Genomic DNA, 26,313 nt, shown 5'->3' on the forward strand with positions numbered 1-26,313 from the left:
ACAAATCATGACCACTGATCCTTGGGGTGATCGGACAGAGCCGATTACGCTGCTCCCATGCCTGCGCCGGCTCGTCGGTCACCGGTGGTCACCGCCGTGCCGACCGCCGGCGACCGGCGGGAGAACGTGCTCCTGCGCGAGCTCGTGGCCGTCTACAGCCACCTGTCCGGCCTCGCCTCGCAGGACTCCGACGTCGACGGCGTGGTCCGGCTCGTCGCCCACCGCACCGGGTCGGCGGTCGCGGTGCTCGGGCCCGCGGTCGACGTGCTGGCCGCGGCTCCCGCCGACGCGGGGGAGCGGCTCGCCGACACCGCGGTGTCGGCCTCGCTCGGCCCCGTGCTGGACGCCGCGGCGCAGAACCGCAGGCCGGTGTCGCTACCCGGCCTCGGCGCCGCGCCCGGACCGATCGTGGTGGCGCCGATCCTCGTGGGCGACGAGGTCGCGGCGCACCTCGTGACGCTGCCGCCCGTGCACCCGCGTCCCGCCGACCAGGAGCTCGACGACGACCTGAACCTCCTGCTCACCGAGCACGCCGCCACGATCTGCGGGATCATCCTCGGCCGCGAGCGGGTGGTCGCCGCCGCCGCGGGCCGGGCGCGCACCGATCTGATCGAGGGGCTGCTGCTCGCCCGCGACCGCGACGACGGCGAGGCCGAGCGGTGGGCCGGGCACCTCGGCTTCGTCCGCGGCACCGACCATCACGTGCTGTCGGTGGGGCTGCTCGACGGTGGGCGGGGGTCCGCCGACGTCGCCCGCGTGCTCGCGCTGGCCCAGCAGGCGATCGGGCGGCGGCTGCCGGGCGCGATCGTGGCCGCACGTGACACGGAGGTCGTGGCCGTGGTCCCGGCACCGCCGGGGCGCGGCGGGGGCCTCGACGGAGTGCGCTCGCTGGCCGAGCGGTGCCGCGCGGCGGTGCTCGACCGCCATCCCGACGCCGGCGTCGTCGCCGGGGTGGGCGGCTGCTGCCGCACGGCGGCGGAGATCTCCCGGTCCTACTCCGAGGCGCGCAGCGCGGTGGACGCCGCGCGCCGGATGGGCCGGGCGCCCGCCGTGCTGGCCTTCGACGACCTCGGTGTGCACCGGCTCCTGCTGCAGGTGCCCGACCTCGGCGAGCTGCGCGCCTTCGCCACCTCCGTGCTCGGTGACCTGGTGCGTGACCGCGAGCACCGGACCGACCTGGTCGGCACGCTGATCGAGTGGTTCCGCTGCAACGGCAGCCCGCAGCGCACCGCGCGGGAGCTCCACGTGCACCCCAACACCGTCACCTACCGGATCCGGCGCGTCGAGGAGATCGCCGGGCTGCGGCTGGACCACTACCGTGATCGTCTGATGGCGCAGCTGGCCTGCGAGATCCTGCAGGTGTTGGGAGACGTGTCGTGAGCGAGCCTGCTGACCTCCGGGTGGGGTTCGTCGAGCGGCTGGCCCAGGGGGTGCTGGTCGCCGACGGCGCGATGGGCACGGTGCTGCACGCCGCGGGCAGCCCGCTGGAGCGGGCGCTCCCGGAGCTGAACCTGTCCGACCCGGCGCAGGTGCGGCGGATCCACGACAGCTACCTCGCCGCGGGTGTGGAGCTCATCCAGACCAACACGTTCGGGGCGGGCCCGCTGCGGCTCGAGGTGCACGGACTCGGCGACCGCACCGCCGAGATCAACGTGGCGGGGGTGCGGGTGGCCAGGGCGGCGGCCGCGGCGGCGGGCCGTCCCGTCGTCGTGGCCGGGTCCGTGGCACCCGCCGTCACGCTGCAGCAGCGGCGCCGCGTCGCCCCGGCCGACCGGGAGGCCGCGGTGCGCGAGCAGGTCGCCGCGCTCGTCGCCGCCGGGGTCGACGTCCTCGTGCTGGAGACCTTCGGCTACCTCGACGAGCTGGTGGAGGCCGCCGCCGTCGCCGTCTCAACGGGCGTGCCGGTGCTGGCCCAGGCCACCTTCGCCGCCGACGGCCGCACCCTCGGCGGCGACACCCCGCACGACGTGTGCGCCGCCATGGCCGGCCTGCCCGTCGCCGCGCTCGGCACGAACTGCACGCTCGGCCCGCAGGGCGTGCTCGCCGTGGTGCAGGAGCTGCGGGGCCACACGGACCTGCCCCTCTCGGCGCTGCCGAACGCCGGGCTGCCGCGCCGCACCAGCGGTCCGCGGTTCTCCTACGACGTGGACGCCCACTACTTCGCCCGCTACGCGCAGCTGCTCGTCGGCGCGGGCGTCTCGGTGGTCGGCGGCTGCTGCGGCACCACCCCGAGCCACCTCGACGCGGCGGTCCGGGCGGTCGCGCGCACCGTGACCGGTGCCCCGCCCCACCGCGCACCCGTCGCCGCGGCGCCCCCGGCGGAGGTCCCGGCCGACGCCGAGCGGACCGGCCCCCGGTTCCGGGTGCTGGCCGAGATCGAGGCGCCGCAGGCCGGGCACGTGGCCGAGGCGATGGCGCGGGCGGAGGCGGTGCAGGCACTGGGCGTGAACCGGGTGTGGGTGCCCGCCGGTGACGGCCCCCGCGCTCAGCTGAGCCCGGTCAACCTGGCCGTCCACCTGCAGAACCAGCTCGGCGTGGAGGCGGTCGCCAGCGTCACCACCTGGGACCGGACGATCATGGCCCTGCAGGCCGATCTGCTCGGCGCGCACGCGCTGGGCGTGCGGCGGGTGGTGTGTGAGACCGGTAGCCCCCCGCTGCTCGGCGACTACCCGAACGTCGACGGCGTGTGGGACGTCGACTCGATCGGCCTGGTCGAGCTGCTGGCGGGCCTCAACGACGGCCGCGACTGCAACGGGCTGCGCCTTGCGGGCAAGACGGCGTTCGAGATCGGGGTGCGGGTGGCGCCGGGCTCCCACGACCGGCAGGCCGAGGCGGCCCGGGCGTTGCGCAAGGTCGAGGCCGGGGCGCAGTTCCTCGTCACCCGGCCCGTCTACGACCTCGACTCGCTGCGGCGGCTGCGCGATGCGCTGGGCGAGGCCGCGCCGCTGCTCGTGTCCGTCCGGCCGCTGCGCAGCTTCGCCGAGGCGGAGTACCTCGCGCACGAGGTTCCCGACACCACCGTGCCCGCCGCGGCGCTGGACGCGCTCGAACGCGCGGAACACGACCGCGGCGACAGTGCCGGCGACAAGGGCGGCGACCGGGCCGCCCGGGCCGGGGTGGAGCTGGCGGCCGAGCTGGTGCGCGGCGCCCGGGCCGTCGCCGCGGGGGTGGTGCTGGCCCTGTCCCCCGACCCCGCCGCCGCCGCCCTGCTGCTGGCCGCCGCCCGCGGAGACTGACCCGGGCCGCCCCGGGGCCGGTGACGCCGCGTAGTAGTGCGCACGCGGAGTAGCAGTTTTCGCCGGAGGCGTTTATCGGGGCCGCGCTCGGACACCTCTCCCGCTGTGATCGTCCAACGTGCACCGGACGCCGTCCTCTTCGACCGGGACGGCACCCTGGTCGTCGACGTGCCGTACAACGGCGACCCGGCCCTGGTCAGGCCGGTTCCGGGGGCGCGGGAGGCGCTCGATCTGCTGCGTGCCGCCCGGATCCCCACCGGTGTCGTGACCAACCAGTCGGGGATCGCGCGCGGCCTCATCAGCGCGGAGCAGGCCGCCGCGGTCAACCGGCGCATCGACGAGCTCCTCGGGCCGTTCGCGGTGTGGCAGGTGTGCCCGCACGGCCCGGACGACGGGTGCGCCTGCCGCAAGCCCCGGCCGGGGATGGTGCTGGCCGCGGCCCGCCACCTGGGCCTGGCGCCCGGGCGCGTCGCCGTGGTCGGCGACATCGGGGCCGACGTCGAGGCCGCCGCAGCGGCGGGTGCCGCGGCCGTCCTCGTGCCCACCGCCGTGACCCGGCCCGAGGAGGTGGCCGCGGCGCCGGTCGTGCGGGCGGACCTCATGGGGGCGGTGCAGCACCTGCTCGAGCCCGTGGGGGCCCGGTGACCCGGCGGGTACTGGTCACGCGGCTCGACGGGGCGGGTGACGTCCTGCTGGCCGGCCCGGCCGTCCGAGCCGTGGCCGCCGCCCCCGACACGGAGGTGACCCTGCTGTGCGGCCCGGACGGTGTCGCGGCGGGGCGGCTGCTGCCCGGGGTGCGCCGCGTCATCGAGTGGGCTGCCCCGTGGTCGGTGAACCCCGCCCCACCGGTGCGGCGCTCCGAGGTGGACCGGCTGGTGGCGGAGCTGGCGGGACACCGGTTCGACGAGGCGGTGCTGCTCACCTCGTTCCACCAGTCGCCGCTGCCGACGGCGCTGGTGCTGCGGCTGGCCGGGGTCGGACGGATCACCGGCGCCTCCGTCGACTACCCCGGTTCGCTGCTCGACGTGCGCCTGCGCCCGGGGGACGGACCGGGCGACGACCTGCCGGAGGACCTGCCGGAGCCGGAGCGGGCACTCGCGATCGCCGCCGCGGCCGGGTTCGGGCTGCCTCCCGGCGACCACGGCAGGCTTGCGGTGACCGACCCGCCACCGGTCGGAGCGCTGCTGGGCCCGCTCGCCCACCGCCCCTACGTCGTGCTGCACCCCGGCGCCGCCGTGGCGGCCCGGCGGTGGCCGGTCGAGCACCATCGCCGCGCCGCGCGGATGCTCGAGCGGCTCGGGCTGCCCGTCGTGGTCACCGGTGGCACGGGGGAGCGTGAGCTCACCGCCACCGTCGCCGAGGGGCGTGCCCTCGACCTCGGCGGCCGCACCGACCTGGCCCAGCTCGCGGGCGTGCTCGCCGGGGCCGTCGCGCTGGTCGTCGGCAACACCGGCGCCGCGCACCTGGCCGCCGCCGTCGGCACCCCCGTGGTGTCGCTGTTCGCGCCGGTGGTGCCTGCGGTCAAGTGGCGGCCCTACCGGGTGCCGCAGGTGCTGCTCGGCGACCAGACCGCGCCCTGCCGCGACAGCCGTGCCCGCGACTGTCCCGTGCCCGGCCACCCGTGCCTGGGCGGCGTCGGGCCCGAGGAGGTCGTGTCCGCGGTGCGCCGGCTCTACCCCGTTCTCGCGACCGCCCGGGACGGGCGGGGCGCCGGCCGGCGGGGCATGACGGAACGACACGTGACGGAAGGACAGACATGACGGAGATCCTCGAAGCCCCCACCCGGACGGGTCGCGAGCCGCGGCCGGTCGGGACGGTGCTGGTCACCGGGGCCGCGTCCGGCCTCGGCCGGGCGCTCGCCCGCGCCGTGGCCGCGGCGGGTGGTCGCCCGCTGCTGGTCGACCGGGTCGCGGTGGACGCCGGCCCGGAGCTCGGCGACGCGCTCTCGGTCGTCACCGACCTCGCCGACGGGCGGGCGAGCGAGCAGGCGATCCGCGAGCTCGTCACCGCGGCCGGTGGGCTCGACGCCGTGGTGACCGCGGCGGGCACCGACAGCTGCGGTGCGCTCGGAGACGTCGCTGCCGACGACTGGGAGAAGGTGGTGACGGTCAACCTGCTCGGCACCGCCGCGGTGATCCGCGCCGCGTTGCCGGCACTCAAGGCCGACCGCGGCCGGATCGTCACCGTGGCGTCGACGCTCGGGCTGCGCGCGCTGCCGGACGCCTCGGCCTACTGCGCGTCCAAGTTCGGTGTGGTCGGGATGACCCGTGCCCTGGCCACCGAGCTGGCCGGCGAGGTGGGCGTGACGCTGCTGGTGCCCGGCGGCATGGACACGGCGTTCTTCGACGGGCGCCCTGAGCAGTACAAGCCGGGACCGGACGCGCAGCTCAACGATCCGGCCGAGGTCGCCGACGCCGTGCTGTACGCGCTGACCCGACCAGAGGGCTGCGAGGTGCGGGAGATGGTCGTGTGCGCCTCGACCGAGCCGTCGTGGCCCTGAGCGACCGGGGCACGGTTGCCGGGGCCCCGCTCGGCCACCCCGGCGCGGACCGTGGCGGCCCGGTGGATCTCGGCGCGGCCCGGCGCATCCTCGTGGTCCGCGCCGACAACATCGGCGACGTCGTCACCACCACTCCGGCGCTGCGCGCGATCCGCGCCGCTGCCCCGCACGCACGGCTGGACCTGCTCGCCTCGCCCGTCGGGGCCACGGTCGCGCCGATGATCGACGTGCTGGACGGGGTGCTGGCCGTGTCGCCGTCCTGGCAGCAGCTCTCAGGCACCGCCGGGACGGCGGCGGGCGAGCGGGAGCTGCTCGACCGGCTCACCACGGGGCGGTACGACGTGCTGTTCGTGTTCACCTCGTTCTCGCAGTCGCCGTGGCCCGTGGCGCACCTCGGGCTGCTCGCCGGCATCGGCACCCGGGTCGTCCACTCCCGGGAGTTCGGCGGGGCGGTGGCCACGCACTGGGTGACGCCGCCGCCGGACACGACCCACCAGGTGGACCGGGCGCTGCACCTGCTGGCGGCGGTCGGGGTCCCCGACCGCGGCCGCGCACCGTCCCTGCAGATCCCGGCCGACGCGGAGCAGGCGGCCGCCGGGCTGCACCCGCCCGGTTCGTTCGCGGTGCTCGCTCCCGGCGCGTCCTGCGCGGCGCGGCGATACGAGGCGGATCGTTTCGGGGAGGCGGCGGTGCAGGTGGCGCGGGACGGGCTGCCGGTGCTGGTGGCCGGCTCCGCGGGGGAGACGGGCCTGGTCGAGCGCGTGGTGGCGGCGGCCGGTCACCCCGGAGTGGCGGCCGTGCCGCCGGTGGCGCTCCCGGTGTTCACCGCGCTCCTGCGCCGCGCCGCCGTCGCGATCACGAACAACTCCGGCGGCATGCACCTCGCCGACGCCGTGGGCACCCCGGTCGCGGTGACCTACGCCGGCACCGAGCGCCCCGACGACCTGCGGCCCCGTTCGGTGCCCGCCGCCCTGCTCGGGCGCGCGGTCGCGTGCTCGCCGTGCCGCCAGCTGCAGTGTCCCTTCGACCACGAGTGTCTCGACATTCCTGCCGGCGATCTCGCCGCCGCCGCCGTGGCGCTGGCCTCCACCCCCGCATCCCCCGAGGAGGACCGATGGATCGTCGCGTCGACCCCCTGACCGTCCCGATCACCGTGGCCGGGCCGGTTCCGGCCGCGCTCGCGGGCCACATCGCCGAACGTGGCCCGCGGATCGTGGTGGTCGGTGACGCGCTGCTCGACGGGTGGCTCTCCGGCCCCGCCCGCCGGCTGGGCCGCGACGGGCCGGTGCCCGTCGTGGAGCTCGCCGAGACCCGCCACACCCCCGGCGGCGCCGGCAATGCGGCCGCCAACCTCGCCGCACTCGGTGCGTCGGTCGAGCTGGTCGCCGTGCTCGGGGACGACGCCGACGCCACGACGCTGCGCGGCCTGCTGCAGGTCGCGGGCGTGGGCACCGCGCACTGCGTCACGGAGCCGGGGCGCCGGACGGTGGTGAAGCGCAGGCTGGTGTCGGCGGGGCAGCCCGTCGCCCGCTACGACGACGGGCCGGCCGCCGGTCCGGCGGCCGCCACCTGTGCCGCGGTCGCCGCGGCAGTGGCGCGAGCCGTACGCACCGGGGTGGATGCCGTGCTGGTGGCCGACTACGGCCTCGGTGCGGTGGCCGCCGACGTGCTCGCGGTCCTCGAGGCACTGCGTCCGCAGATCTCGCTGCTCGTGGTGGACGCGCGGTCGCCTGCCGGCTGGACGCGGCTGCGGCCCGATGTCGTCACCCCGAACGCGTCCGAGGCGGCGGCCCTCCTCGGGGGCGTCGAGGCGGTGCCCCTGTCCGGGCCGGCCCGTACGGACTGGGTCGTGCGCCACCGCGACGCACTGGTCGCCGCGGCGGGCGGCGCGGACGTCCTCGTGACGCTCGACGTCGACGGTGCCGTGCGGCTGCCCGCCGATCCCACCGCCGCGCCGCAGGTCACCACGGCCCGGCCGGGCCCGGAGGCCAGGGCGTGCGGCGCGGGCGACACGTTCGCCGCGGCCTACACCGCCGCTCTCGCCGCCGGGATCGCGGCGCAGGACGCGCCGGCACTCGCGCAGTGCGCCGCCGACGTCGTGGTGGGCCGGGAGGGCACGGCCGTGTGCTCGACCGGTGCGCTCACCGCGCGCCTGGCCGCGTCCGACCGCGGCGGTCTGCTCGCCCACCGCGACCTGCTCGCGATCGTCGCCGACCACCGCGGGCGCGGGGAGCGGATCGTGTTCACCAACGGCTGCTTCGACGTGCTGCACCGCGGCCACGTCGCCTACCTGCGGCAGGCCCGGGCGCTGGGCGACGTGCTGATCGTCGCGCTGAACAGCGACGAGAGCGTGTCCCGGCTGAAGGGCCCCGAGCGTCCGGTCAACCCGCTCGAGGACCGGGCCGGTGTGGTCGGGGCGATCGACTGCGTCGACGTGGTCACCGCCTTCACCCAGGACACCCCGGCCGAGCTGATCGAGCTGGTGCGCCCCGACGTCTACACCAAGGGCGGGGACTACACCCCGCAGATGCTGCCCGAGACACCGATCGTGGAACGTCTCGGCGGCGAGGTGCGCGTGCTCGACTACCTGTCGGACCACTCGACCACGGCCATCGTCGGCCGGATCCGGGCGGGCCGGGCATGATCCCTGACCTCGACGTCCTGATCCCCACGGTCGACCGACCCGTCGAGCTCGCGACGACACTGGCCGGGCTCGCCGCGCAGGACCATCCGTTCGGAGTGGTCGTGAGCGACCAGTCCACCGGGCAGGCGTCCTACGACACCGCACCCGCCGAGGCGATGCTGCGCGTACTGGCCGCGACGGGTTGTCCGGTGCGGCTGGGCCGGCACCTGCCGCGCCGCGGGCTCGCCGAGCACCGGGCGGCCCTGCTCGCGCGCTCGTCGGCGCGATACGTCCTGTTCCTCGACGACGACGTCTGGCTGGAACCCGGGACGGTCGCCCGGCTGCACGAGGCCATCGTGGAGCTGCGGTGCGGGCTGGTCGGCGCGCCCGTCCAGGGGCTGTCCTACCTGGACGACTACCGGCCGGTCGAGCTGGAGCCCTTCGAGCGCTGGTGGGGACAGCCGCACCCGGAGCGGATCCACCCGGGCACGCCTGAGTGGCAGCGCTGGACCCTGCACAACGCGGCGAACCCCGTGCACCTCACGCATCGGCACGTCCGGCCGGGCGAGCGCTGGGTCCCGTACAAGATCGCCTGGGTGGGGGGCTGCGTGCTCTACGACCGCCGGGAGCTCGACGCCGTCGGCGGCTTCGGCTTCTGGCCCGAGCTGCCGGAGCTGCACTGCGGGGAGGACGTGCTGGTGCAGCAGCGGGTGCTGGCCAGGGCTGGTGGCGCCGGCATCCTCCCCTCGGGGGCCTGCCACCTGGAGTCGCCGACCACGGTGCCGGACCGGACGGTGCAGGCCCGCGACGTGGTCGGTCTCGAGCTCGCGGGGAGCCGGTGATGGGCCCGGGCGGTGCGCGCGGTGTCGTCGTCATCGGGGACACGCTGCTGGACATCGATGTCGAGGGCAGCGTGGACCGCTTGTGCCCGGATGCGCCGGCGCCCGTGCTCGCGGTGGAGGGGGAGCACGACCGGCCCGGAGGGGCCGGGCTGGCTGCGGTGCTGGTGGCGGGGCGCGATGTCCTGGTGCGGCTCGTCACGGCTCTCCAGGACGACGGGCCGGGGCAGCGGCTGCGAGGGCTGCTCGACGGCGCGGTCGATGTCGTCGCCGGCCCGGCCGAGGGCGGCACGGTGGTGAAGTGCCGGCTGCGCGCCGGTGGACGGTCGATGCTGCGCACCGACCGGGGTGCCGCCCGTCCCGAGCCCGGGTTCGCGGCGGGCCTCGACCTGGACGCAGCGCTGGCCGGCGCGGGCGCCGTGCTGGTGTCGGACTACGGGCGTGGCGTCGCCGCCGACCCGGACGTGCGGGCCGCGCTGGCCCGCGTGATCACCCGCCGGGTCCCCGTCGTCTGGGACCCGCACCCGCGGGGTGCCGACCCGGTCCCCGGCGCCACCGTCGTCACGCCGAACCTGGCGGAGGCGCGGGGGGCCGCCGGGGGAGCTCCCGTCCCCGGTTCCGGCGTGCCCGCCGCCCTCGAACTGGCCGCGCGCCTGCTCACTCGGTGGGAGGCCCGCTCGGTGGCCGTCACCCTCGGCCGGTCCGGTGCTGTCGTCCGCCACCGGCACGGGGCCTGTTCCGCCGCGCCCGCGCCGGTGGTGCAGGAGAGCGACCCGTGCGGTGCGGGTGACCACTTCGCCGGCGGGGTCGCTGCCGCGCTGGCCCGCGGCGAGACGGTGGACGACGCCGTCGCCGAGGCCGTCGCCGGTGCGGCCGACTTCATCGCCCTCGGCGGGGGTGCGGCCGTGCGCCGCGAGGGAGTGCGGTGGACCCAGCCCCGGGGGGCGGGCGCTGCGCCGCGGCCGGCCGGCACCGGGCTCGACGCGGCCGCCGCGCTGGCCGAACGGGTACGGGCCGGGGGCGGCACGGTCGTCGCCGCCGGCGGCTCGTTCGACGTGCTGCACACCGGGCACACCGACACCCTCGCCGCCGCCCGGGCCCTCGGGGACTGCCTGCTCGTGCTCGTCAACTCCGACGAGTCGGTGCGCAGGCGGACCGGGCCGGGCGGACCGGTCGTGCCGCTGCCCGAGCGGGTGGCGGCACTGGCCGCGCTGGAGTGCGTGGACGCCGTGGCCGTGTTCGACGCCGACGACCCCCGCCGCGTGCTGGACGTGCTGCGTCCCGACCTCTGGGTGAAGGGCGGTGACCACGATCCCGCGGAGCTACCCGAGACCCCGCTCGTGCGCTCGTGGGGAGGGGAGGTCGTCGCGGTGCCCTATCGACCGGCCCGCACGACCGTGTCCGCGCCCGTCCGGCATCCGGCCGGGGCCCGGGCGCGAACCCGCCAGCAGGGCGCTCCCCAGCAGGCGACGCCGCAGCCACGGGCGCCGAAGCCGAGAACGCGACGCCGCCCGTCCCCGTAGCGACTGCCGTCGGTGGCGGGCCGCCGGCGGGTCTCAGCGGCTGGCCGCGTCGCTGAGCTCCCCGCCGCGGCGGCGGACGGCCGCGGCGGCCGTCAGCACCTCGGCCACCGTGACGGCCAGCAGGGCCGGGTCGGGGTCGTCGGCGAAGGGGTCGCCCCGGCGGAGGGACGCGTCGCCGAGCGTGCGGTGCGGACCGTCGCGGGGCGGCCCCCATTGTTCGGGACCGACGGGCCCGAACAGGGTGACCGACGGCGTCCCGAAGGCCGCGGCCAGGTGGGCGATCCCGGTGTCGCCGCTGACCACCAGCGCGGCCCCGGCGACCAGGCGGCAGAGCTCGTGGAGGTCGGTCCGCCCGGCGAGTACCCGGTCGCCGGGGAGTCCCGCCGACGTCGCGACGTGATCGGCCAGGACGTGCTCGTCCGCGGTGCCGGTGACCAGCACGGGCCGGTCCGGCCGCTCCAGTGCCGCCGCGACCTCGGCGAAGCGGTCGGTGGGCCAGCGCTTGGCGCCGAACCGGGCCCCGGGGTGCACGAGTGCGGGGGCGGCCGGGCCCGGGTGGACCGGTGGGGTCAGCCGCAGGTCGGTGGGGTCGGCCGGGATCCCGTGCTCCGTCAGGAGTGCGCACCAGCGTTCCCGCTCGTGCGGGTGGCGGGCAGCGATCTCGTCCCGGTACGGGCCGTCCCACCCCGGCGCGCGCCAGCCGATCCGCCGTCGGGGTGCGAGTGCGTCGAGGGCGCGGTGGCTCTGCGGGCCGGTGCCGTGCAGGTTGACCGCGAGGTCGGGTGGCGGCCGGTCCCAGCGCAGCTGCCCCGGGTCGGCGGTGGGCAGGATCTCGTCCACGGCACCCGTCCGCTCGACGAGAGGCGCCAGCACCTGCGGGGTGGCGAGCACGATGCGGTGGCCGGGGAACTCTCGGCGCAGGGCGCGCAGCGCGGGCACCGTCACCAGGAGATCCCCGAGGTTCAGCGCCCGCAGCACCAGCACGATCTTCTCGTCCACCCGGCGTGCTTACCCCGACCGGCGCCGGGTAACCCGGCGGCCATGGGGGTGGATCACGCCGTGCCCGGCCCGCCCGGCCCGGTCCGGCGGATCGTGGTGCTGCGCTGCAACGCGCTGGGGGACTACCTGATGGTCACCCCGGCCCTGGCCGCGCTGCGCACGCGCTATCCGGAGGCCGAGCTGACGCTGCTCGGGGCGCCGTGGCATGCGAGCTTCCTCACCGGCCGTCCCGGCCCGGTGGACCGGGTGCTGGTGCTGCCGCAGGTCGACGGCCTGGCCGGGCAGCCCGCGGGCGTCCCTCCCGGGTCCGAGCTGCCGGGCTTCCTCGCCGCGGCGCGGGACGACGCCTACGACCTGGCCGTCCAGCTGCACGGCGGGGGCGGTGTGTCGAACCCTCTGGTCCGGGCGCTGGGGGCACGCCGGTCGATCGGGCTGCGCGCGGACGGCGCGCCACCGCTGGACGCCACGGTGCCGTACCGCTACTACCAGCCCGAGGCCGGCCGGTTCCTCGAAGTGGTGCGGCTGGCCGGCGCGGACGGCCCGGCCGACTACCCGCTGCTGGCCGTGTCCGCCGCGGAACGGGAGGCCGCCGCCGCGCTGCTGCCCGGGGACGGCCCCTGGGTCGCGCTGCACGCCGGGGCCACCGACACCCGCCGGCGCTGGCCCGCCGAGCGCTTCGCGGCCGTCGCCGACGCGGTGAACACCGCGGGTGCGCGTCCGGTACTCGTCGGCGCCGGGGCGGACGCCGCGGCGAGCGAAGCCGTGGTCGCCGCGGCCTCGACGCCCGTCATCGACCTCACCGGACGTACCGGCCTCGGGACGCTCGCCGCCGTGCTCCGCCGCTGTGCCGTGGTCGTCGCCAACGACTCCGGGCCGCTGCACCTCGCCAGGGCGGTGGGCACGGCCACCGTGGGGCTCTACTGGTGTGGTAACGCGATCAACGCGGCAGCGCCGACCCGGACCCGGCACCGCCCGCTGCTGAGCTGGACGCTGCACTGTCCCGAGTGCGGAGCCGACTGCAGCACGGCAGGCCACCCGCACCGGCCGGGCGAGGGGTGCGAGCACCGGCCGTCCTTCCTCGGGCAGATTCCGGTTCGCGAGGTCCAGGAGGAGGTGTCGGATCTGATCACGCGGGTATCCACGCCCACATGGACGACCACGGTGCCGGCGCCCGGAGCGACGAGCACGCCTCGCTGACCTTCGTGGGCACGGCGACGACCCTGCTGCGCCTCGGCGGGTTCACCCTGCTCACCGACCCCAACTTCCTGCGTCGCGGGGAACGGGTCCACCTGGGATACGGGCTGACCTCGAAGCGGCTCACCGATCCCGCCCTGTCGATCGGGGCGTTGCCGCCGCTGGACGTGGTGCTGCTCTCGCACCTGCACGGCGACCACTTCGACCGCGTGGCCCGGCGCGACCTGCCCCGGACACCACCCGTCATCACCACCCGGCACGCCGCGAAGCGCCTGCAGCGGTGGGGGTTCGGTGGCGCCACCGGCCTCGCGACCTGGGAGGACTGGGAGAGCACCCGCGCGGGGGAGCGCCTGCGGATCACGTCGGTACCCGGCCGGCACGGTCCGGCAGGCGTGCATCGGCTGCTGCCCCCGGTGATGGGCAGCGTGCTCGACCTCGAACGCAACGGGCAGCGGATCCTGCGGGTCTACGTCACCGGGGACACCCTGCGGGTGCCCGAGCTGCGCTCGATCCGGGACCGCTTCCCCGACATCGACGTGATGATCACCCACCTCGGGGGGACGAAGGTGCTCGGCGTGCTCGTCACGATGGACGGCAGGCAGGGCACCGACCTCGTCGAGCTGATCCGGCCCGCCACCGTGGTCCCGGTGCACTACGACGACTACGGAGTCTTCCGGAGCCCGCTGGAGGACTTCGTCGCCGAGATGCGCCGCCGGGGCCACGACGGGCGGCTGCGCACCGTCGTCCGCGGCGACACCGTGGAGCTCGCCGCCTTCCCCCACCGTTGAGTGCGGGGCGGTTCCGGTGCGGTCGCGGCGGGTAGCACCACGGGGTGGAGACCACCGCCATCGACCTGGACGCACTGCGCAACGAGGCCGCGCACTGCACCAACTGCGAGCTCTATGAGCCCGCCACCCAGACGGTGTTCGGGGAGGGCCCGCCCGCGGCGTGGCTGATGCTCGTGGGGGAGCAGCCGGGCGACAAGGAGGACATCGCGGGCGAGCCGTTCGTCGGCCCGGCCGGTCGCGTCCTCGACACCGCGCTGGAACGCGCCGGCATCGACCGCGCCGAGGTGTACCTCACCAATGCCGTGAAGCACTTCCGGTTCGAGCGCCGGGGCAACCGCAGGCTGCACAAGACACCCGGCGTCACGCACATCCGCGCCTGCCGCCCGTGGCTGGACGGGGAGCTGCGTGCGGTGCGTCCCGCCGCGGTGGCCACCCTCGGTGCCGTCGCGGGCAAGGCGCTGATGGGGCCGTCGTTCCGCATCACCGACACGCGCGGGCAGGTGCTCGACTGGGAGGGACACCGCCTGGTGCCGACCGTGCACCCGTCGGCGATCCTGCGCGGCCCGGCCGAGGCGCGGGACGAGGCGCTGGCCGCACTCGTGGCCGATCTGCGGGTGGTGGCGGGCCTGCGGCCCTAGGCCTACGGCATCCCGGCGCTACTGTGCGGCAGCCGCCAGGTGTGCAGGTGCTCCCAGGTCATCGTGCGCCACCACCGGCCGCTCCAGTCGTCGCTGCGGGTGCGGTAGAGCGCCACCGTGTCGCCCGGGAACGTCGCCGGGACCTCGATGTCGAGTCCGCGGACGAACTCCTCCACCTCGTCGGTGAGGTCGGGCCGCTCGTAGAGGTCGTGCGAGGCGAGCGAGAGATGTGCCCGGAAGCGCTGGCGGTCGAACAGGTTCGGCTCGGGGTCGTCGGCGGGCAGGCGCAGGGGTGCGACGGCGGCGTCCACGGCAGCGGCCAGCTGCACCAACGGCAGGTTGGGTGTGCCGTCGGCGAGATGGTGGACGTCGTAGATGACGCCCCCGGGGCGGCGGACGCCCGCGTTGACCACCGGGAACGACGCCAGCGGGGCCAGCGCCGCCGACACCGCACGGACGATCACGTCCTCCTCGCGGCCGAGGTGCTGGCTGCCGACCAGCGTCGCGTGCGGCGGGAACGCCCCGGCGGACACGATGCCGAACTGCGCGCGCAGCGCCGTGGTGACCGTCGTGACCGCGAGGCAGGTGCGCGGATCGGGACGGAGGTAGACGCCGTAGCGGTACGGGTCGCCGGGTGCCGCGGGGGAGAAGCGGGTCATCGGCCGGCCTGCTCGCGGTAGTCGGCGACGATCGACGCGGTAGCCGCTTCGGCCTGCGCGATCGCGGCGTCCAGGGTGGTGGTGCCGGCGTAGGCGGAGTCCATCGCGGCGACGACGGCCTGCCGGATGCCTGGCAGCGCGCCGGTGAGGCAGCCGGCCGTCGCCGCGCTCGCCGGGGTGCGGTCGAACTCCTGCATCACGGCGGCCCACGCCGGGTTCTGCGCGAGGAACTGCCGCTGCGTGGGGCTGTCGTCCACCTGGAGGTTGATCGGCGCGTAGCCGGACGCGTGGGAGAACTGCTCCTGGACCTGCGGGGAGGCCAGGTAGCTGACGACCTTCGAGCTCGCCACCTGGTGCGCGGCGTCATGGCCCACGCCGTCCACCCACAGCGACGCGCCGCCGATGAGCGGCCCGGCCGTATCCGCTGGCCCGGAGAGCGGCAGCGGCAGCGCGGTGTAGCCGCTCATGCCGACCGCGGCGAGGTTTCCGATGACGGCGGAGGAGTTGAACATCATCGCGACCGAGCCCGAGGCGAACGCCGATACCGCGGCATCGCCGTCGGAGCCGGTGTCGAGCGCGACGCCGCCGGTGTAGAGGTCGACGACGGCCTGCAGCGCAGCATGCTGGGCCGGACCGTCGAGGCTCACGGCGGTGGCTCCGCTCCCGGTGCGCCCGTTGTCCGGGGTGCAGTACTCCTCGCCCGCGGCGGCGGTCATCTGCTCGAACCACCAGCCAGCGGCTTCCGGTTGCAGGAACCCGTAGACGCCGGGGAGCGCGGAGTGGATCTTCCGCGCCGCGGCGACGAGCCCGTCCATCGTGCTGAGGCTGCCCTTGTCGACACCGGCGAGGGCCAGCAGGGCGTCGTTGACGTAGAGCATCGGCATCGAGGTGTTGAACGGCACCGACAGGAGCTTCCCGTCGGCGCTGTAGTAGTTCTTCGCGGCCGGGCGGATGTCGTCGAGGTCCAGGTCGCCCGGGTTGGCGGCGGCGAGGTCCTGTGCGCTGATCGTCTGCCCGGCATCGTGGATGAACCCGGTGGTCACATCGCTCGAGAGCAGGACGTCGGGGGTGCTGCCGTCGCGGATGGCGGAGGTGTACTTGGCGAGGGTGTCCTCGTAGCTGCCCTGGAAGACCGCGCGCACGGTGATGTGGTCGGGGTTGCCGGCGTTGAATGTGTCCACTGCCTGCTGCAGCGCCTTCCCGGCCGCGCCGCCGAGGCCGTGCCAGAGGGTGACGGTCAGGGGGCCGCTCGCATGCGCGAGCGCGGAGGCGCCGGGGGCCGGAGCGGTACCGGGGCTCGCGGAGCTCGCGCAGGCGGCGCTCGTCGTCACGGCGAGCGCGGCCAGGACGGCACCGGCGAGGCGGAGCCGGTTGCGGTGTGATCGCACGGGGTTTCCCTTCCCCTCACCGGAGGCGAGGGACGGTGGTCGGATCGGAACAGGTGTTCGGGGGCGGGCCGGGGTCAACCGAAGCGCGCGGCCAGTCCGCGGATGAGGAACCGCTGGCCGAGGAGCACGAGCAGCAGCGTGGGGAGCAGGACGACGAGAGTTCCCGCGTAGATCACGCCGGGGGTGCTCGACTCCCCGGCGACGAGCTGGGCGAGACCGACCTGGACCGTGCGGTGGTCCGCGGAGTCGGTGATGAGCAGGGGCCAGAAGTAGCCGTTCCAGGCGGCGAGCGCGGACCACAAGGCGGCGGTGACCAGCGGCAGCCGGGTCATCGGCAGGACGACCTGCACCAGGCAGCGCAGGTGCCCGGCACCGTCGAGGCGGGCGGCCTCCCACACCTCGCGCGGCAGGGTCGAGAAGGCCTGCCGCAGGAGGAACACGGGGTAGGCGACGCAGAGGTAGGGGAGCGCGACCGCCAGCACCGTGTCACGCAGCCCCAGGCCGCTGACCGTCTCGACGTTCGGGATCACGGCGCTCTCGCCGGGGATCGCCAGCGTGGCCAGGACGAGCGCGAACGCCACGCCCCGTCCGCGCCAGGTGGGGAACACGAGGGAGTAGGCGGCGAGCGACCCCGTCACGAGCTGGGCCCCTGTCTGCAGCAGGGTGACCGCCGCGCTGACCAGGTACTGCCGCAGGAGCGGCACCGCGTCGAGGGCCTGCGTGACGTTGTCCAGCGTGAACCGGCGCGGGTCGGGCGTGAGGCGGCCCTGGGCGATGTCGGCGGCGGGCAGGAACGCCGTGGCAAGGGTGACGTACACGGGGAACGCAACGACGATGCACAGCGCGGCGAGGCAGGCCCAGCGCAGGACGCCGCCCAGCGGCGCGGCGGCGGGTCGCCGCGGAGCCGCTACCCGGGGGACGGATCGTCCGGGTGTGCGGCGGCGGGTGGTCGCGGGCGCGCTCACATCCGCTCCCGCGCGAACCGGAACTGCGCCGCGGTGATGATGACGACGAGCACGAGCAGGAGCAGCGACAGAGCCGAGGCGATGCCGTACTGGGGGAACCCGCCGCCGAAGGCGCGCTGGTACAGCTCGAACACCAGGGTGTGCGTCGCATTGCCGGGACCGCCGCGGGTCAGCACCTGTACCTGCGTGAAGATCTGCAGGCCGGTGATGGTCTGCGTGACGACGAGGAACAGCAGACTGGGCCGCAGGGCAGGGACCACCACCGACCAGGCCGTACGCCATTCCCCGGCGCCGTCCAGCGCAGCGGCCTCCAGGATCTCGGCGTCGAGGCGGGAGCTCGCCGCGATGAGGACCAGGAAGGCGAACCCGAACTCGTACCAGGCGGTGGTGACGGCGATGCTCGCGATGGCCGACGCCGGGGACGCGAGCCAGCCCGGGGACCCGATGCCCACCTCGGCGAGCGTCCGGTCGAGGACTCCGACCACCGGGGTGAACAGGCCCGCGAAGGTGGCGGACGCGGCCGCGGCGGAGTAGGCGAACGGCAGTGACAGGACGAGCGAGACGAGCCGCCCCCCGCTCGGTGCGGCTCGCCGGAGCAGGAGTGCAGCCCCGAGCGCGGCACCCGTGGCGAGCGCCGTGCTGATCGCGGCGATGGCCAGGGTGGTCACCAGCACCCGGCGCAGGTCGGCGTCGGTGAGCAGGCGCAGGAAGTTCTCCGCGCCGACGTACCGCGTGGGGCGGCCCAGCAGGTCGGTGCCGTGCACGCTGAGGTAGGCGCTGCGCAGCGTGGGCCAGTAGGAGAACACGGTGAGTAGCAGGAGGCAGGGGGCGATCAGCGCCGGTCCGGCGAAGCGCCCCGGCGCCGTGGCATGGGGAACGTTCCCTAACACGTAGGGAACGTTCCCGAACCGCGATTGCGGGGACGCCGATGGTGACTGAACGTGGTGTGAACGCCCCGCGGCAGATCAGCGCGGGCGGATCGCGGTGCCGATCAGCGGGATGGTGGTCCGGCTGTGCGGCCGGGCACCAGGTACCCGTCGACCGCCCGGTGGCGCGCGCCGTCGGCGACCGCTTCGACCTGCGCCACCACCTCGTCGACGGCGTACGCCCCGACGGTTCCGAGCGGTTGCGTCCAGGTGGTCAGCCCGAGCAGAGGAGTCGTGAGTGGTGCGACGCCGTCGTAGCCGGTGACGGAGATGGCGTCCGGGGCGCGGAGCCCACGCCGGTCCAGCGCCTCGAGAACCTCCAGCGCGTAGTGGTCGCTGGGGGTCATGACCGCCGAGATGCCCGGTTCGGACAGCAGGTGCTCGATCAGATCATCCCCGCGGCTGTCCTGGCGCACCTGCTCGTCGGTCACCTTCACCACCTGCGCCCCCCGCTCGCGCAGCCGCCGTGCCATCTCCGCGGTGCGCGGAGCCATGGTGAGCGATCGGTCCGCGCGCACCGTCACGACCGCGACCCGGCGATGGCCGAGCGACCAGAGGTGGTCGGCCAGCCCGCGGCCGCCCCCGGCCTCGTCGCAGTACACGCTGCTCAGCGAGTCCTCGGTCTCCGGGCGGCCCGCCACCACGGTGGGGACGCGCCCTGCGAACGGCAGCACGTCGGCCACGGGGATCAGACCGCTGCACACGAGGAGCCCCTCCACCTGGAGCCCGACCAGCGCCTCCAGGGCGCGCACCTCGTCGGCCACCGTGAAGCTCCCGGACCCCGTCGCCGTGACGACCTGGTACCCCAGTGCGGTCGCGCGTTCCTGCATGGCCGTGAGCAGATGTCCGTAGAACGGCTGGGAGGCGTCGCGCACGAAGGCCCCGATGGTGTGCGTGCGACGGGCGACCATGCCGCGGGCCATGGCGTTCGCGACGTAGCCGAGTTCCGCGGCGGCCGTCCGGACCCGCTCCTGCGTGGCACTGGCCACGCCCCCGGATCCGGTGAGGACCCGCGAGACCACCGACTTCGAGACGCCGGCGCGCCGGGCGACGTCGATGATCGTGGGTGCGCCGCCCCGGTCAGGCACCGGGCACGTCCAGTCCTGCCGCAGCGAGGTCGGCGAGGCACTGGCGAGGCCCTCGCCACTCGTGTGCCGACCATCCGCGCTGCTGCGCCGCAGCTACGTTGACGGGCCGGTCGTCGAAGAAGAGCAATTCGGGACCGGGGAGCCCGAGGGCGTCCTCCGCCGCCGCGTACGCGCCTGGGCGCGGTTTCGCCGTGCCCGTCTCGCAGGAGAACAGCTTCGTCGGGAACATCGCGCCCCATGCGGAGGCGCGCACCTCCTCGGCCAGGGAGTACGGGGCGTTGGAGAGCAACGCCATCCGGACGCCGGTCGCGGCGAGGTGGTCGAGTACCTCGGCGACCCCGGGCGCGAGACCGGCCCAGCGGTGGGCGTCGCGCCGGTCCAGCGCGCGTATCTCCGCCGGGCTCAGCGTGCGGCCGATGTCCTTCCCGACGTGCGCCCAGTACCACTCGGCGTCGCTGCCCAGGTCGTAGTCGTCCCGGTAACGCCAGTAGGCGGCGGTGAAGCGACCGGGGTCGGCGCCGGCTTCCGCGGCCAGCGCGGCAACCCCGCCCTCGGGTGCCCCGAGCACCCCGCCGATGTCGAACACGACGGCGGACGGCTGTCGGGAACGTTCCACACAGGGCAGCGTAGGACAGTGGGCCGGTCGAGCAGCGGGTCGGCCCGGCCGCCTCTGCGCTCAGCCGGCGGTCGCCGCCTCGGTGACCTGGATGTCGAACGCGCCGTCGCGGGCGTCCACCCGCGCGTGGCTGCCCGGCCCCAGCTCTCCCGCCAGCAGCAGCCCCGACAGCCGGTTGTCCACCTCGCGCTGGATGGTGCGCCGCAACGGTCGTGCCCCGAACTCCGGCTGGTAGCCCAGCTCCGCCAGCCGCGCGACGGCGGCCGGGGTGAACTCGACCGTCACGTCCTTCGCGCGGAGCCTGCGGCGGGTGTCCTCGAGCAGCAGGTCGGTGATCGTGGTGAGCTGCTCGGCGTCGAGCCTGCGGAACACGATGATCTCGTCGATGCGGTTGAGGAACTCGGGGCGGAACACCTCGCGCAGCCGCGGCATGATCCGGTCGCGCAGTGCCGCGTCGTCCTGGCTCGACGTCGCGGCCGCGCTCCCGAAGCCGAGCGTCGCACCCTGGCTGGAGATCAGCTCGGAGCCGACGTTGCTGGTCATGATGACCACGGTGTTGCGGAAGTCGACCGTGCGGCCCTGGCCGTCGGTGAGCCGCCCGTCGTCGAGCACCTGCAGCAGGATGTTGAACACGTCCGGGTGCGCCTTCTCGATCTCGTCGAGCAGCAGCACCGAGTACGGCCTGCGGCGCACGGCCTCGGTGAGCTGGCCGGACTCGCCGTAACCGACGTAGCCGGGCGGCGCCCCGATCATCCGCGCCACCGTGTGCCGCTCGCCGTACTCGCTCATGTCCAGGCGCACCATCCGGTCCTCCTCGCCGAACAGCGCCACGGCGAGCGCCCGGGCCAGCTCGGTCTTGCCGACCCCGGTCGGGCCCAGGAACAGGAAGCTGCCCACCGGGCGGTCCTCGTCGCCCAGCCCGGCCCGGTTGCGGCGGATCGCCTCGGCCACGGCGGTGACGGCCTCGTCCTGGCCCACCACCCGGCTGTGCAGCTCCTGCTCCAGGCGCAGGAGCCTGCTGCGTTCGGTCTCGGTGAGCTCGGAGACCGGCACCCCGGTCTGGCGCGAGACGACATCGGCGATCTCGGCGACCCCGACCTCCGGCACGCTGTCGTCGGGCTCGACGGTCGAGGTGAGCCGGACGCGCAGCTCGGCGATCCGGTCGCGCAGCTCGGTGGCCTGCTCGTACTGCTCGTCGGCCACGGCCTGGTCCTTGTCCCGCTCGAGCTGCTCGAGCTGCTGCTCCAGCCCGCGCCGGTCGATCGACGGGGTGCGCGTGCGCAGCCGGACCCGCGCCCCGGCCTGGTCCATCAGGTCGATGGCCTTGTCGGGCAGGAACCGGTCGGTGATGTAGCGCTCCGACAGCTCGACGGCGGCGCGCAGCGCGTCCTCGGTGTAGCGGACCTGGTGGTGGGCCTCGTAGCGGTCGCGCAGCCCGTGCAGGATCTCGATGGCGTCCTCGCAGCTCGGCTCGGGCACCATCACCGGCTGGAACCGGCGGGCGAGCGCGGCGTCGGACTCGATGTGCTTGCGGTACTCGTCGAGGGTGGTGGCGCCGATGACGTGCAGCTCCCCGCGGGCGAGGGCGGGCTTGAGCATGTTGCCCGCGTCCATAGAGCCGCCGCTCTCCCCGCCCCCTCCGCCCGCGCCGACCATCGTGTGCAGCTCGTCGATGAAGACGATCAGCTGGTCGCCGTGGGCCCGGATCTCGTCGATCAGCGCCCGCAGCCGTTCCTCGAAGTCACCGCGGTAGCGGGTGCCGGCGACCACGCCGGACAGCTGGAGCTCCACCACCCGGCGATTCAGGAGCGTGTCGGGGACGTCGCCGTCGACGATGCGCTGCGCGATGCCCTCCACGATGGCGGTCTTCCCGACGCCCGCCTCGCCGATCAGCACCGGGTTGTTCTTGGTGCGCCGCGAGAGCACCTCGATGGTCTGCTCGATCTCGTCCGCCCGCCCGACCACGGGGTCCAGCCGGCCGGCCCGGGCCGCAGCGGTGAGGTCCTCGCCGAACTGGTCGAGCGTCGGCGTGGCCGACGCGGCTCCCGGCCCGGCCTGTGGTGCGCGGGGCACCCCCGGGGGCTGGGCTCCGGGGCGGCGCGGGTCGAAGCCGGGCGGGCCACCGGGGGAGAAGCGGGCCTGGGCCAGCAGCCTGCCCGCGGCGGACTCCGAGTTGGCCGCGATCGCCAGCAGGATGTGCTCGGGGCCGATGTAGGACGAGCCGAGCGAACGCGACACCTGGTGTCCGTCGAGCAGCGCCCGCTTCGCAGCGGGCGTGAGACTGGGCGGGCGGCCGGTGGGGTCGTGGCGCTGCAGGCGCTCGTCGAGCAGCCGGGCCATCGCGTCCGGGTCGACACCCGCCTGACCGAGCCACTGCCGGGTCACCCCGATCCGAGTGGAGGCGAGCAGCAGGTGCTGGGCGTCGAGGTCGGTGTCGCCGCGGTCGACGGCCTCCTGCGCGGCGGCGGCGACGAGCTCGCGCGCTCCTGCGCTCATCAGCCGGGTGAGGTCGACCCGCCGCGGCCCGCGGGGGCCGCGGGCGCCGGAGCCGAGATAGCGGGCGAGGAACTCGTCGAACGAGCCGGGCTCGTCCGGTCCGGTGGAACCGGTCATCTCCAACACCTTCCGTCGGGTACGGGTCGCGCTGGAGCGTTCCCGTGGTACGGACCCCGAAACGGTTGCCGATGGTGACGGTGGGGTAGCGCAAGGGGATGGGAGGCGAGGCGCGGCAACAGGTGTGCGACGAGATCCTGGAGGACGTGGTCGGCGAGCTCCTCACCCACGACCTGCGGGTGCGCGGCCTGCGGGTGACCGCCACCGTGGACGGAGGGGTGGTGCACCTGCGCGGTGACGTGGACAGGGCCGAGCAGCTGGCCCTGCTCCGGCAGCTGGTGGGGCGCCTCGCGGGGGTGCACGCCGTGTGGGACCGCGTGCGGGTGGGCGGCCGGGACCCGGTGATCCTCGACCTGGGCTGCGGCGACCAGCGGCAGTACCCGACAACCATCGGCGTGGACAGCAGGCGGACGGAGTCGGTGGCCGCCGTCGCGGACGTCTCCCGGGCGCTGCCGTTCCGGGCGGGCTCCGTCGACCGCATCTTCGCGGTGCACGTGCTGGAGCACCTGATCGACTTCCTGCCGCTCGTGGACGAGTGTCACCGCGTGCTGCGTCCCGGCGGTGTGCTGCACGTGCTCTCACCGTGGTGGAAGCACGTCAACGCGGTGGCCGACCCCACCCACGTGCGTCTGCTCGACACCCAGACCGTCAAGGGGATCTGCGCCGGGCCCGGCCGCCCGGCGTGGCATCCCCTGCACGTGAGCCGGGACGAGTCCACGGTGTTCGCCGACCTCACGCCCGCGGCTGCCGGCGACGTCCCGGACCCGCGCCGGCTCGCCCGGTTCTTCGACTGACGCCGAGTCCGCCCCTGCCGCGTCATGGACACACAACGCGGCGTCACGGCGCACGGGAACAGCGACACGGGACCACACCGCTGTCACCGCGGCAACGAGAGATCCTTCGGCGTGCGCCCGCGCCGGGATTGCGCTTTCCTTCCGGGACGAACCGGTCGTAACGTACGCGGGCCGGTGCGAGACGCAGTTCCCTGTGACGGAACGCCCCGAGGAGACGCGATGACGACGCCCCGTTCCGACGACGCAACGGGAACCCCGATCGACGACGTCACCCCCGTCGAGCCGGCCGCCCCCGCTCCCGCCGTCACCACGCCCGTCGAGCTGCGCCGGGTGGTCAGCGGCTCGCTGGTCGGTACCGCACTCGAGTGGTACGACTTCTTCATCTACGGCACCGCTGCCGCGCTGGTGTTCAACGTCCTGTTCTTCCCGCAGTCCGACCCCGCGGTGGGCACGCTCACCGCGTTCGCGACGTTCGGTGTCGGTTTCGTCTTCCGGCCGCTGGGCGGCATCCTGTTCGGCCACATCGGCGACCGGATCGGCCGTCGTGAGACCTTGATCATCACCACCCTGGTGATGGGGGTGTCCACCGGTGTGATCGGGCTGCTGCCCACCTACGACTCGATCGGCGCGTGGGCGCCGGTGCTGCTCGTCCTCCTGCGGGTTCTGCAGGGCCTCGGCGCGGGTGCCGAGTTCGGTGGCGCGTCCACCCTGCTCGCCGAGCACGCACCGGCTCACCGCCGCGGCTTCTACACCTCCTTCGCCCAGACCGGGGTGCAGATCGGTCTCGTGCTGGGCACGGTCGCGTTCCTGCTGGTCGGCATGCTGCCCGACGAGCAGCTGTTCTCCTGGGGCTGGCGCGTGCCGTTCCTGGTGAGCTTCCTGCTCATCGCGGTGTCGCTCTACGTGCGGCTGCGGGTGGCCGAGTCGCCGGTGTTCCGCGCCCTCACCGCCGGGCAGCAGGTCGTCAAGGCCCCGGTGCTGGAGGCGCTGCGCCGCTACCCGCGCAACCTGCTCATCGGGATCGGCGCCCACATCGCCGACACCGCGGCCGTGTACCTGTACGCGACGTTCACCGTCTCCTACGCCACGGGCACCCTGGGCATCCCGCGGGGCACCGTGCTCACCGGGGTCATCGTCTTCGGTGTCGTGGTGATCATCCTGCAACCCGTGTACGGAGCGTTGTCGGACCGGATCGGCCGCCGGCCGCTCAACATCTTCTCGGTGGTGTTCACCGCGGCCTTCGCGTTCCCCTACTTCCTGCTGCTGCGCACCGAGGAGCCCGTGCTCGTGGTGCTCGCGTTCGTCGTCGCCACCGCGTTCGGGCTCGCCCCCATGATCGCCGTGCAGCCCGCCTTCTACGCCGAGCTGTTCGGCGCGCGGGTGCGCTACACGGGCTTCGCCACCTCGCGGGAGATCGGGGCCGCGCTGGCCGGTTTCACCCCGCTGGTGGCCGCGGCACTCGTGAGCGCCGCGGGCGGAGCTCCCTGGCTGGTGGCCGGCTACCTCATCGTCCTCTGCCTGATCTCCCTGGTGGCGTTCGTGGCGGCCCCCGAGATGAAGGACATCGACATCGCGGCGGCGGGGCCGGCGGGCGACCGGTGACCCACCTCGGCCCGGGCTGACGGCGGTCCGCGTCGGGTGTCATGATCGAGAGGGGAGTTGACAGCTCAACTACTTTACCCGGAGATGACTCGTGCCGAACGAGAACGACGCTACCGATGACCATGCGTCCTCTGCACTCGCGGATCTGCTCGCCCGGGTCGAGAGCCTGCGCCCGGTGCTGACGGCCAACGCGGGACAGGGATCGAGCGACCGGCGGGTGCCGCCGGAGAGCATCGCGGCGCTGACCGGCGCGGGCGCGTTCAAGGTGATGGTCCCGCGGCGCTACGGGGGCTACGAGCTCGGCGTGCGCGCGCTGCTCGACGTGAGCGCTGCAGTGGCGGCGGGGGACGGCGGCGCGGGCTGGGTCACGTCGCTGACCGGGGTGTGCGCCTGGATGGTCGGCCTGTACTCCGGCAAGGCCCAGGACGAGGTGTTCGGCGCCGACCCGGACGCCAGGGTGTGCGGGTCCGGTTCTCCCATCGGCACCGGCGTGCAGGTCGACGGCGGGTGGCGGGTCTCCGGCCGCTGGCCCTACATCTCCGGGTCGCTGCACGCCGGATGGGCCACCCTCGGTTTCCTGGGCTCGGACGGGTCCGGGCAGCCGGCCGGTCCGGCCATGGCGCTCGTCCCGATGGCGGAGTGCACGCTGGAGGACACCTGGCACACCGCCGGGATGCGGGCGACCGGGAGCAACACGCTGGTGGTGCAGGACGTGTTCGTCCCGGACCACCGCGTGCTGTCGGTCTCCCTCGCCGCCGAGAGCCGGTACGCCTCGGAGTACGGCGGCGAGTCGGTCTACCGGGCCGCGTTCCTGCCCACGGCGACGCTGGTGCTGGTCGGTCCGTTGCTGGGGCTGGGCCGGGCGGCACTGGAGTACGTGCGGGAAGCGGCCGGGCGCAAGGGGATCGTCGCCACGACGTTCGCGCGCCAGGCCGACTCCGCGGGGTTCCAGATGCAGCTCGCCGAGGCCGGAATGACGATCGACACCGCTCACCTGCACGCCCATCGCGCGGCCGCCGACATCGAGGACCATGCCGCCCGCGGCACCCACCCCGACCAGCTCGCCCGGGCCAGGATCCGGGCCGACACCGCCTGGGCGGCCGAGCACGTCGTCACGGCGCTGACCCTCCTGCTCGACGCCCACGGCTCAGGCGGATTCGCGGAGTCGAGCCCCCTGCACCGGATGTGGCTCGACGCGAACGTCGGAGCGCGCCACGCGTTGATCAACCCGGCCGTCAGCAAGGAGATCTACGGCAGGGCCCTGCTCGGGGTGGACATCGACATCGTCGCCGCATTCTGAGCGGCACCCCCGGGCTTGGCTC

Annotated in this window: 23 protein-coding genes; 15 read left to right on the top strand and 8 right to left on the bottom strand. The window is 74.9% G+C overall.

Annotated elements, in window-relative coordinates; genetic code table 11:
• Positions 1-57 precede the first annotated feature (57 nt).
• The 9 genes from ACQPZA_RS17325 (at position 58) to ACQPZA_RS17365 (ending at position 10,721) form a co-directional block, all read left to right on the top strand.
• Positions 58-1,380: a PucR family transcriptional regulator gene (locus ACQPZA_RS17325; protein WP_433282283.1), complete on the top strand. Its 1,323-nt coding sequence runs from the start codon at positions 58-60 to the stop codon at positions 1,378-1,380.
• A complete protein-coding gene (locus tag ACQPZA_RS17330) occupies positions 1,377-3,236 on the top strand; it encodes a bifunctional homocysteine S-methyltransferase/methylenetetrahydrofolate reductase (RefSeq protein ID WP_433282285.1) in 1,860 nt (619 codons plus the stop codon). Before ACQPZA_RS17325 ends, ACQPZA_RS17330 begins: the two co-directional genes overlap by 4 nt.
• A gap of 105 nt (positions 3,237-3,341) precedes the next feature.
• On the top strand, positions 3,342-3,881 hold the full coding sequence (locus tag ACQPZA_RS17335; protein WP_433282287.1) for a D-glycero-alpha-D-manno-heptose-1,7-bisphosphate 7-phosphatase: 540 nt from the start codon (positions 3,342-3,344) through the stop codon (positions 3,879-3,881).
• On the top strand, positions 3,878-4,996 hold the full coding sequence (locus tag ACQPZA_RS17340; protein WP_433282289.1) for a glycosyltransferase family 9 protein: 1,119 nt from the start codon (positions 3,878-3,880) through the stop codon (positions 4,994-4,996). The genes ACQPZA_RS17335 and ACQPZA_RS17340 overlap by 4 nt, the downstream gene beginning before the upstream one ends.
• Entirely contained in the window at positions 4,993-5,736 is a 744-nt protein-coding gene (locus ACQPZA_RS17345) for an SDR family oxidoreductase (protein WP_433282291.1), read from the top strand. The genes ACQPZA_RS17340 and ACQPZA_RS17345 overlap by 4 nt, the downstream gene beginning before the upstream one ends.
• Entirely contained in the window at positions 5,706-6,875 is a 1,170-nt protein-coding gene (locus tag ACQPZA_RS17350; protein ID WP_433282294.1) for a glycosyltransferase family 9 protein, read from the top strand. The genes ACQPZA_RS17345 and ACQPZA_RS17350 overlap by 31 nt, the downstream gene beginning before the upstream one ends.
• Positions 6,851-8,380: a D-glycero-beta-D-manno-heptose 1-phosphate adenylyltransferase gene (gene rfaE2 / locus ACQPZA_RS17355; protein ID WP_433282296.1), complete on the top strand. Its 1,530-nt coding sequence runs from the start codon at positions 6,851-6,853 to the stop codon at positions 8,378-8,380. The genes ACQPZA_RS17350 and rfaE2 overlap by 25 nt, the downstream gene beginning before the upstream one ends.
• Positions 8,377-9,201, top strand: coding sequence for a glycosyltransferase family 2 protein (locus ACQPZA_RS17360; protein ID WP_433282297.1), 825 nt, complete (start codon positions 8,377-8,379; stop codon positions 9,199-9,201). The genes rfaE2 and ACQPZA_RS17360 overlap by 4 nt, the downstream gene beginning before the upstream one ends.
• Entirely contained in the window at positions 9,201-10,721 is a 1,521-nt protein-coding gene (locus ACQPZA_RS17365) for a PfkB family carbohydrate kinase (protein ID WP_433282299.1), read from the top strand. Before ACQPZA_RS17360 ends, ACQPZA_RS17365 begins: the two co-directional genes overlap by 1 nt.
• A gap of 33 nt (positions 10,722-10,754) precedes the next feature.
• Here ACQPZA_RS17365 and ACQPZA_RS17370 read toward each other — a convergent pair whose 3' ends face one another.
• The gene (locus tag ACQPZA_RS17370; RefSeq protein ID WP_433282301.1) at positions 10,755-11,720 is read right to left on the bottom strand and encodes a glycosyltransferase family 9 protein; all 966 of its coding nucleotides are present in this window, start codon (positions 11,718-11,720) and stop codon (positions 10,755-10,757) included.
• Positions 11,721-11,762: 42 nt separating this feature from the next.
• On the opposite strand from ACQPZA_RS17370, the gene ACQPZA_RS17375 reads away from it, so the two are divergent.
• Genes ACQPZA_RS17375 through ACQPZA_RS17385 form a run of 3 tightly spaced genes read left to right on the top strand, consistent with a single transcriptional unit; the run spans position 11,763 to position 14,340 of the window.
• On the top strand, positions 11,763-12,917 hold the full coding sequence (locus ACQPZA_RS17375) for a glycosyltransferase family 9 protein (RefSeq protein ID WP_433282303.1): 1,155 nt from the start codon (positions 11,763-11,765) through the stop codon (positions 12,915-12,917).
• On the top strand, positions 12,869-13,702 hold the full coding sequence (locus tag ACQPZA_RS17380; protein WP_169399859.1) for an MBL fold metallo-hydrolase: 834 nt from the start codon (positions 12,869-12,871) through the stop codon (positions 13,700-13,702). The genes ACQPZA_RS17375 and ACQPZA_RS17380 overlap by 49 nt, the downstream gene beginning before the upstream one ends.
• Before the next feature lie 44 nt (positions 13,703-13,746).
• Positions 13,747-14,340 (top strand): UdgX family uracil-DNA binding protein, encoded by a 594-nt coding sequence (locus ACQPZA_RS17385; protein ID WP_433282305.1) that lies wholly within the window; start codon positions 13,747-13,749, stop codon positions 14,338-14,340.
• A gap of 2 nt (positions 14,341-14,342) precedes the next feature.
• Here ACQPZA_RS17385 and ACQPZA_RS17390 read toward each other — a convergent pair whose 3' ends face one another.
• The 7 genes from ACQPZA_RS17390 to ACQPZA_RS17420 form a co-directional block, all read right to left on the bottom strand.
• Entirely contained in the window at positions 14,343-14,999 is a 657-nt protein-coding gene (locus ACQPZA_RS17390; RefSeq protein WP_433282307.1) for a 2'-5' RNA ligase family protein, read from the bottom strand.
• Positions 14,996-16,387, bottom strand: coding sequence for an extracellular solute-binding protein (locus ACQPZA_RS17395; protein ID WP_433282309.1), 1,392 nt, complete (start codon positions 16,385-16,387; stop codon positions 14,996-14,998). Before ACQPZA_RS17395 ends, ACQPZA_RS17390 begins: the two co-directional genes overlap by 4 nt.
• 74 nt (positions 16,388-16,461) lie before the next feature.
• Entirely contained in the window at positions 16,462-17,352 is an 891-nt protein-coding gene (locus tag ACQPZA_RS17400; RefSeq protein ID WP_433282311.1) for a carbohydrate ABC transporter permease, read from the bottom strand.
• Positions 17,349-18,242: a carbohydrate ABC transporter permease gene (locus ACQPZA_RS17405; RefSeq protein ID WP_433282313.1), complete on the bottom strand. Its 894-nt coding sequence runs from the start codon at positions 18,240-18,242 to the stop codon at positions 17,349-17,351. Before ACQPZA_RS17405 ends, ACQPZA_RS17400 begins: the two co-directional genes overlap by 4 nt.
• A 101-nt stretch (positions 18,243-18,343) precedes the next feature.
• Positions 18,344-19,366, bottom strand: coding sequence for a LacI family DNA-binding transcriptional regulator (locus ACQPZA_RS17410; RefSeq protein ID WP_433282314.1), 1,023 nt, complete (start codon positions 19,364-19,366; stop codon positions 18,344-18,346).
• Positions 19,359-19,982 (bottom strand): HAD-IA family hydrolase, encoded by a 624-nt coding sequence (locus ACQPZA_RS17415; protein ID WP_433282316.1) that lies wholly within the window; start codon positions 19,980-19,982, stop codon positions 19,359-19,361. The genes ACQPZA_RS17410 and ACQPZA_RS17415 overlap by 8 nt, the downstream gene beginning before the upstream one ends.
• A gap of 60 nt (positions 19,983-20,042) precedes the next feature.
• Positions 20,043-22,595 carry an ATP-dependent Clp protease ATP-binding subunit gene (locus tag ACQPZA_RS17420; RefSeq protein ID WP_433282318.1) on the bottom strand — a complete coding sequence of 851 codons (2,553 nt, stop codon included), beginning with the start codon at positions 22,593-22,595 and terminating at the stop codon, positions 20,043-20,045.
• 98 nt (positions 22,596-22,693) lie between these two features.
• On the opposite strand from ACQPZA_RS17420, the gene ACQPZA_RS17425 reads away from it, so the two are divergent.
• From ACQPZA_RS17425 to ACQPZA_RS17435, 3 genes are all read left to right on the top strand, one after another.
• Complete coding sequence (locus tag ACQPZA_RS17425) at positions 22,694-23,389, top strand: methyltransferase domain-containing protein (RefSeq protein WP_433282320.1); 696 nt, start codon at positions 22,694-22,696, stop codon at positions 23,387-23,389.
• 219 nt (positions 23,390-23,608) lie between these two features.
• Entirely contained in the window at positions 23,609-24,991 is a 1,383-nt protein-coding gene (locus ACQPZA_RS17430) for an MFS transporter (protein ID WP_433282322.1), read from the top strand.
• Positions 24,992-25,082: 91 nt separating this feature from the next.
• Complete coding sequence (locus tag ACQPZA_RS17435) at positions 25,083-26,291, top strand: acyl-CoA dehydrogenase family protein (protein ID WP_433282324.1); 1,209 nt, start codon at positions 25,083-25,085, stop codon at positions 26,289-26,291.
• Positions 26,292-26,313 lie beyond the last annotated feature (22 nt).

It is taken from the genome of Pseudonocardia xinjiangensis (assembly GCF_050948425.1).
GTDB classification, from domain to species: domain Bacteria; phylum Actinomycetota; class Actinomycetes; order Mycobacteriales; family Pseudonocardiaceae; genus Pseudonocardia; species Pseudonocardia xinjiangensis.

Bases quoted from the DNA above. Each gene is read 5' to 3' on its own strand.
- ACQPZA_RS17360 (WP_433282297.1), top strand. From the start codon at position 8,377: ATGATCCCTGACCTCGACGTCCTGATCCCCACGGTCGACCGACCCGTC.
- ACQPZA_RS17425 (WP_433282320.1), top strand. From the start codon at position 22,694: ATGGGAGGCGAGGCGCGGCAACAGGTGTGCGACGAGATCCTGGAGGAC.
- rfaE2 (WP_433282296.1), top strand. From the start codon at position 6,851: ATGGATCGTCGCGTCGACCCCCTGACCGTCCCGATCACCGTGGCCGGG.
- ACQPZA_RS17380 (WP_169399859.1), top strand. From the start codon at position 12,869: ATGGACGACCACGGTGCCGGCGCCCGGAGCGACGAGCACGCCTCGCTG.
- ACQPZA_RS17430 (WP_433282322.1), top strand. From the start codon at position 23,609: ATGACGACGCCCCGTTCCGACGACGCAACGGGAACCCCGATCGACGAC.
- ACQPZA_RS17390 (WP_433282307.1), bottom strand. From the start codon at position 14,999: ATGACCCGCTTCTCCCCCGCGGCACCCGGCGACCCGTACCGCTACGGC.
- ACQPZA_RS17420 (WP_433282318.1), bottom strand. From the start codon at position 22,595: ATGACCGGTTCCACCGGACCGGACGAGCCCGGCTCGTTCGACGAGTTC.
- ACQPZA_RS17375 (WP_433282303.1), top strand. From the start codon at position 11,763: ATGGGGGTGGATCACGCCGTGCCCGGCCCGCCCGGCCCGGTCCGGCGG.
- ACQPZA_RS17365 (WP_433282299.1), top strand. From the start codon at position 9,201: ATGGGCCCGGGCGGTGCGCGCGGTGTCGTCGTCATCGGGGACACGCTG.
- ACQPZA_RS17345 (WP_433282291.1), top strand. From the start codon at position 4,993: ATGACGGAGATCCTCGAAGCCCCCACCCGGACGGGTCGCGAGCCGCGG.
- ACQPZA_RS17325 (WP_433282283.1), top strand. From the start codon at position 58: ATGCCTGCGCCGGCTCGTCGGTCACCGGTGGTCACCGCCGTGCCGACC.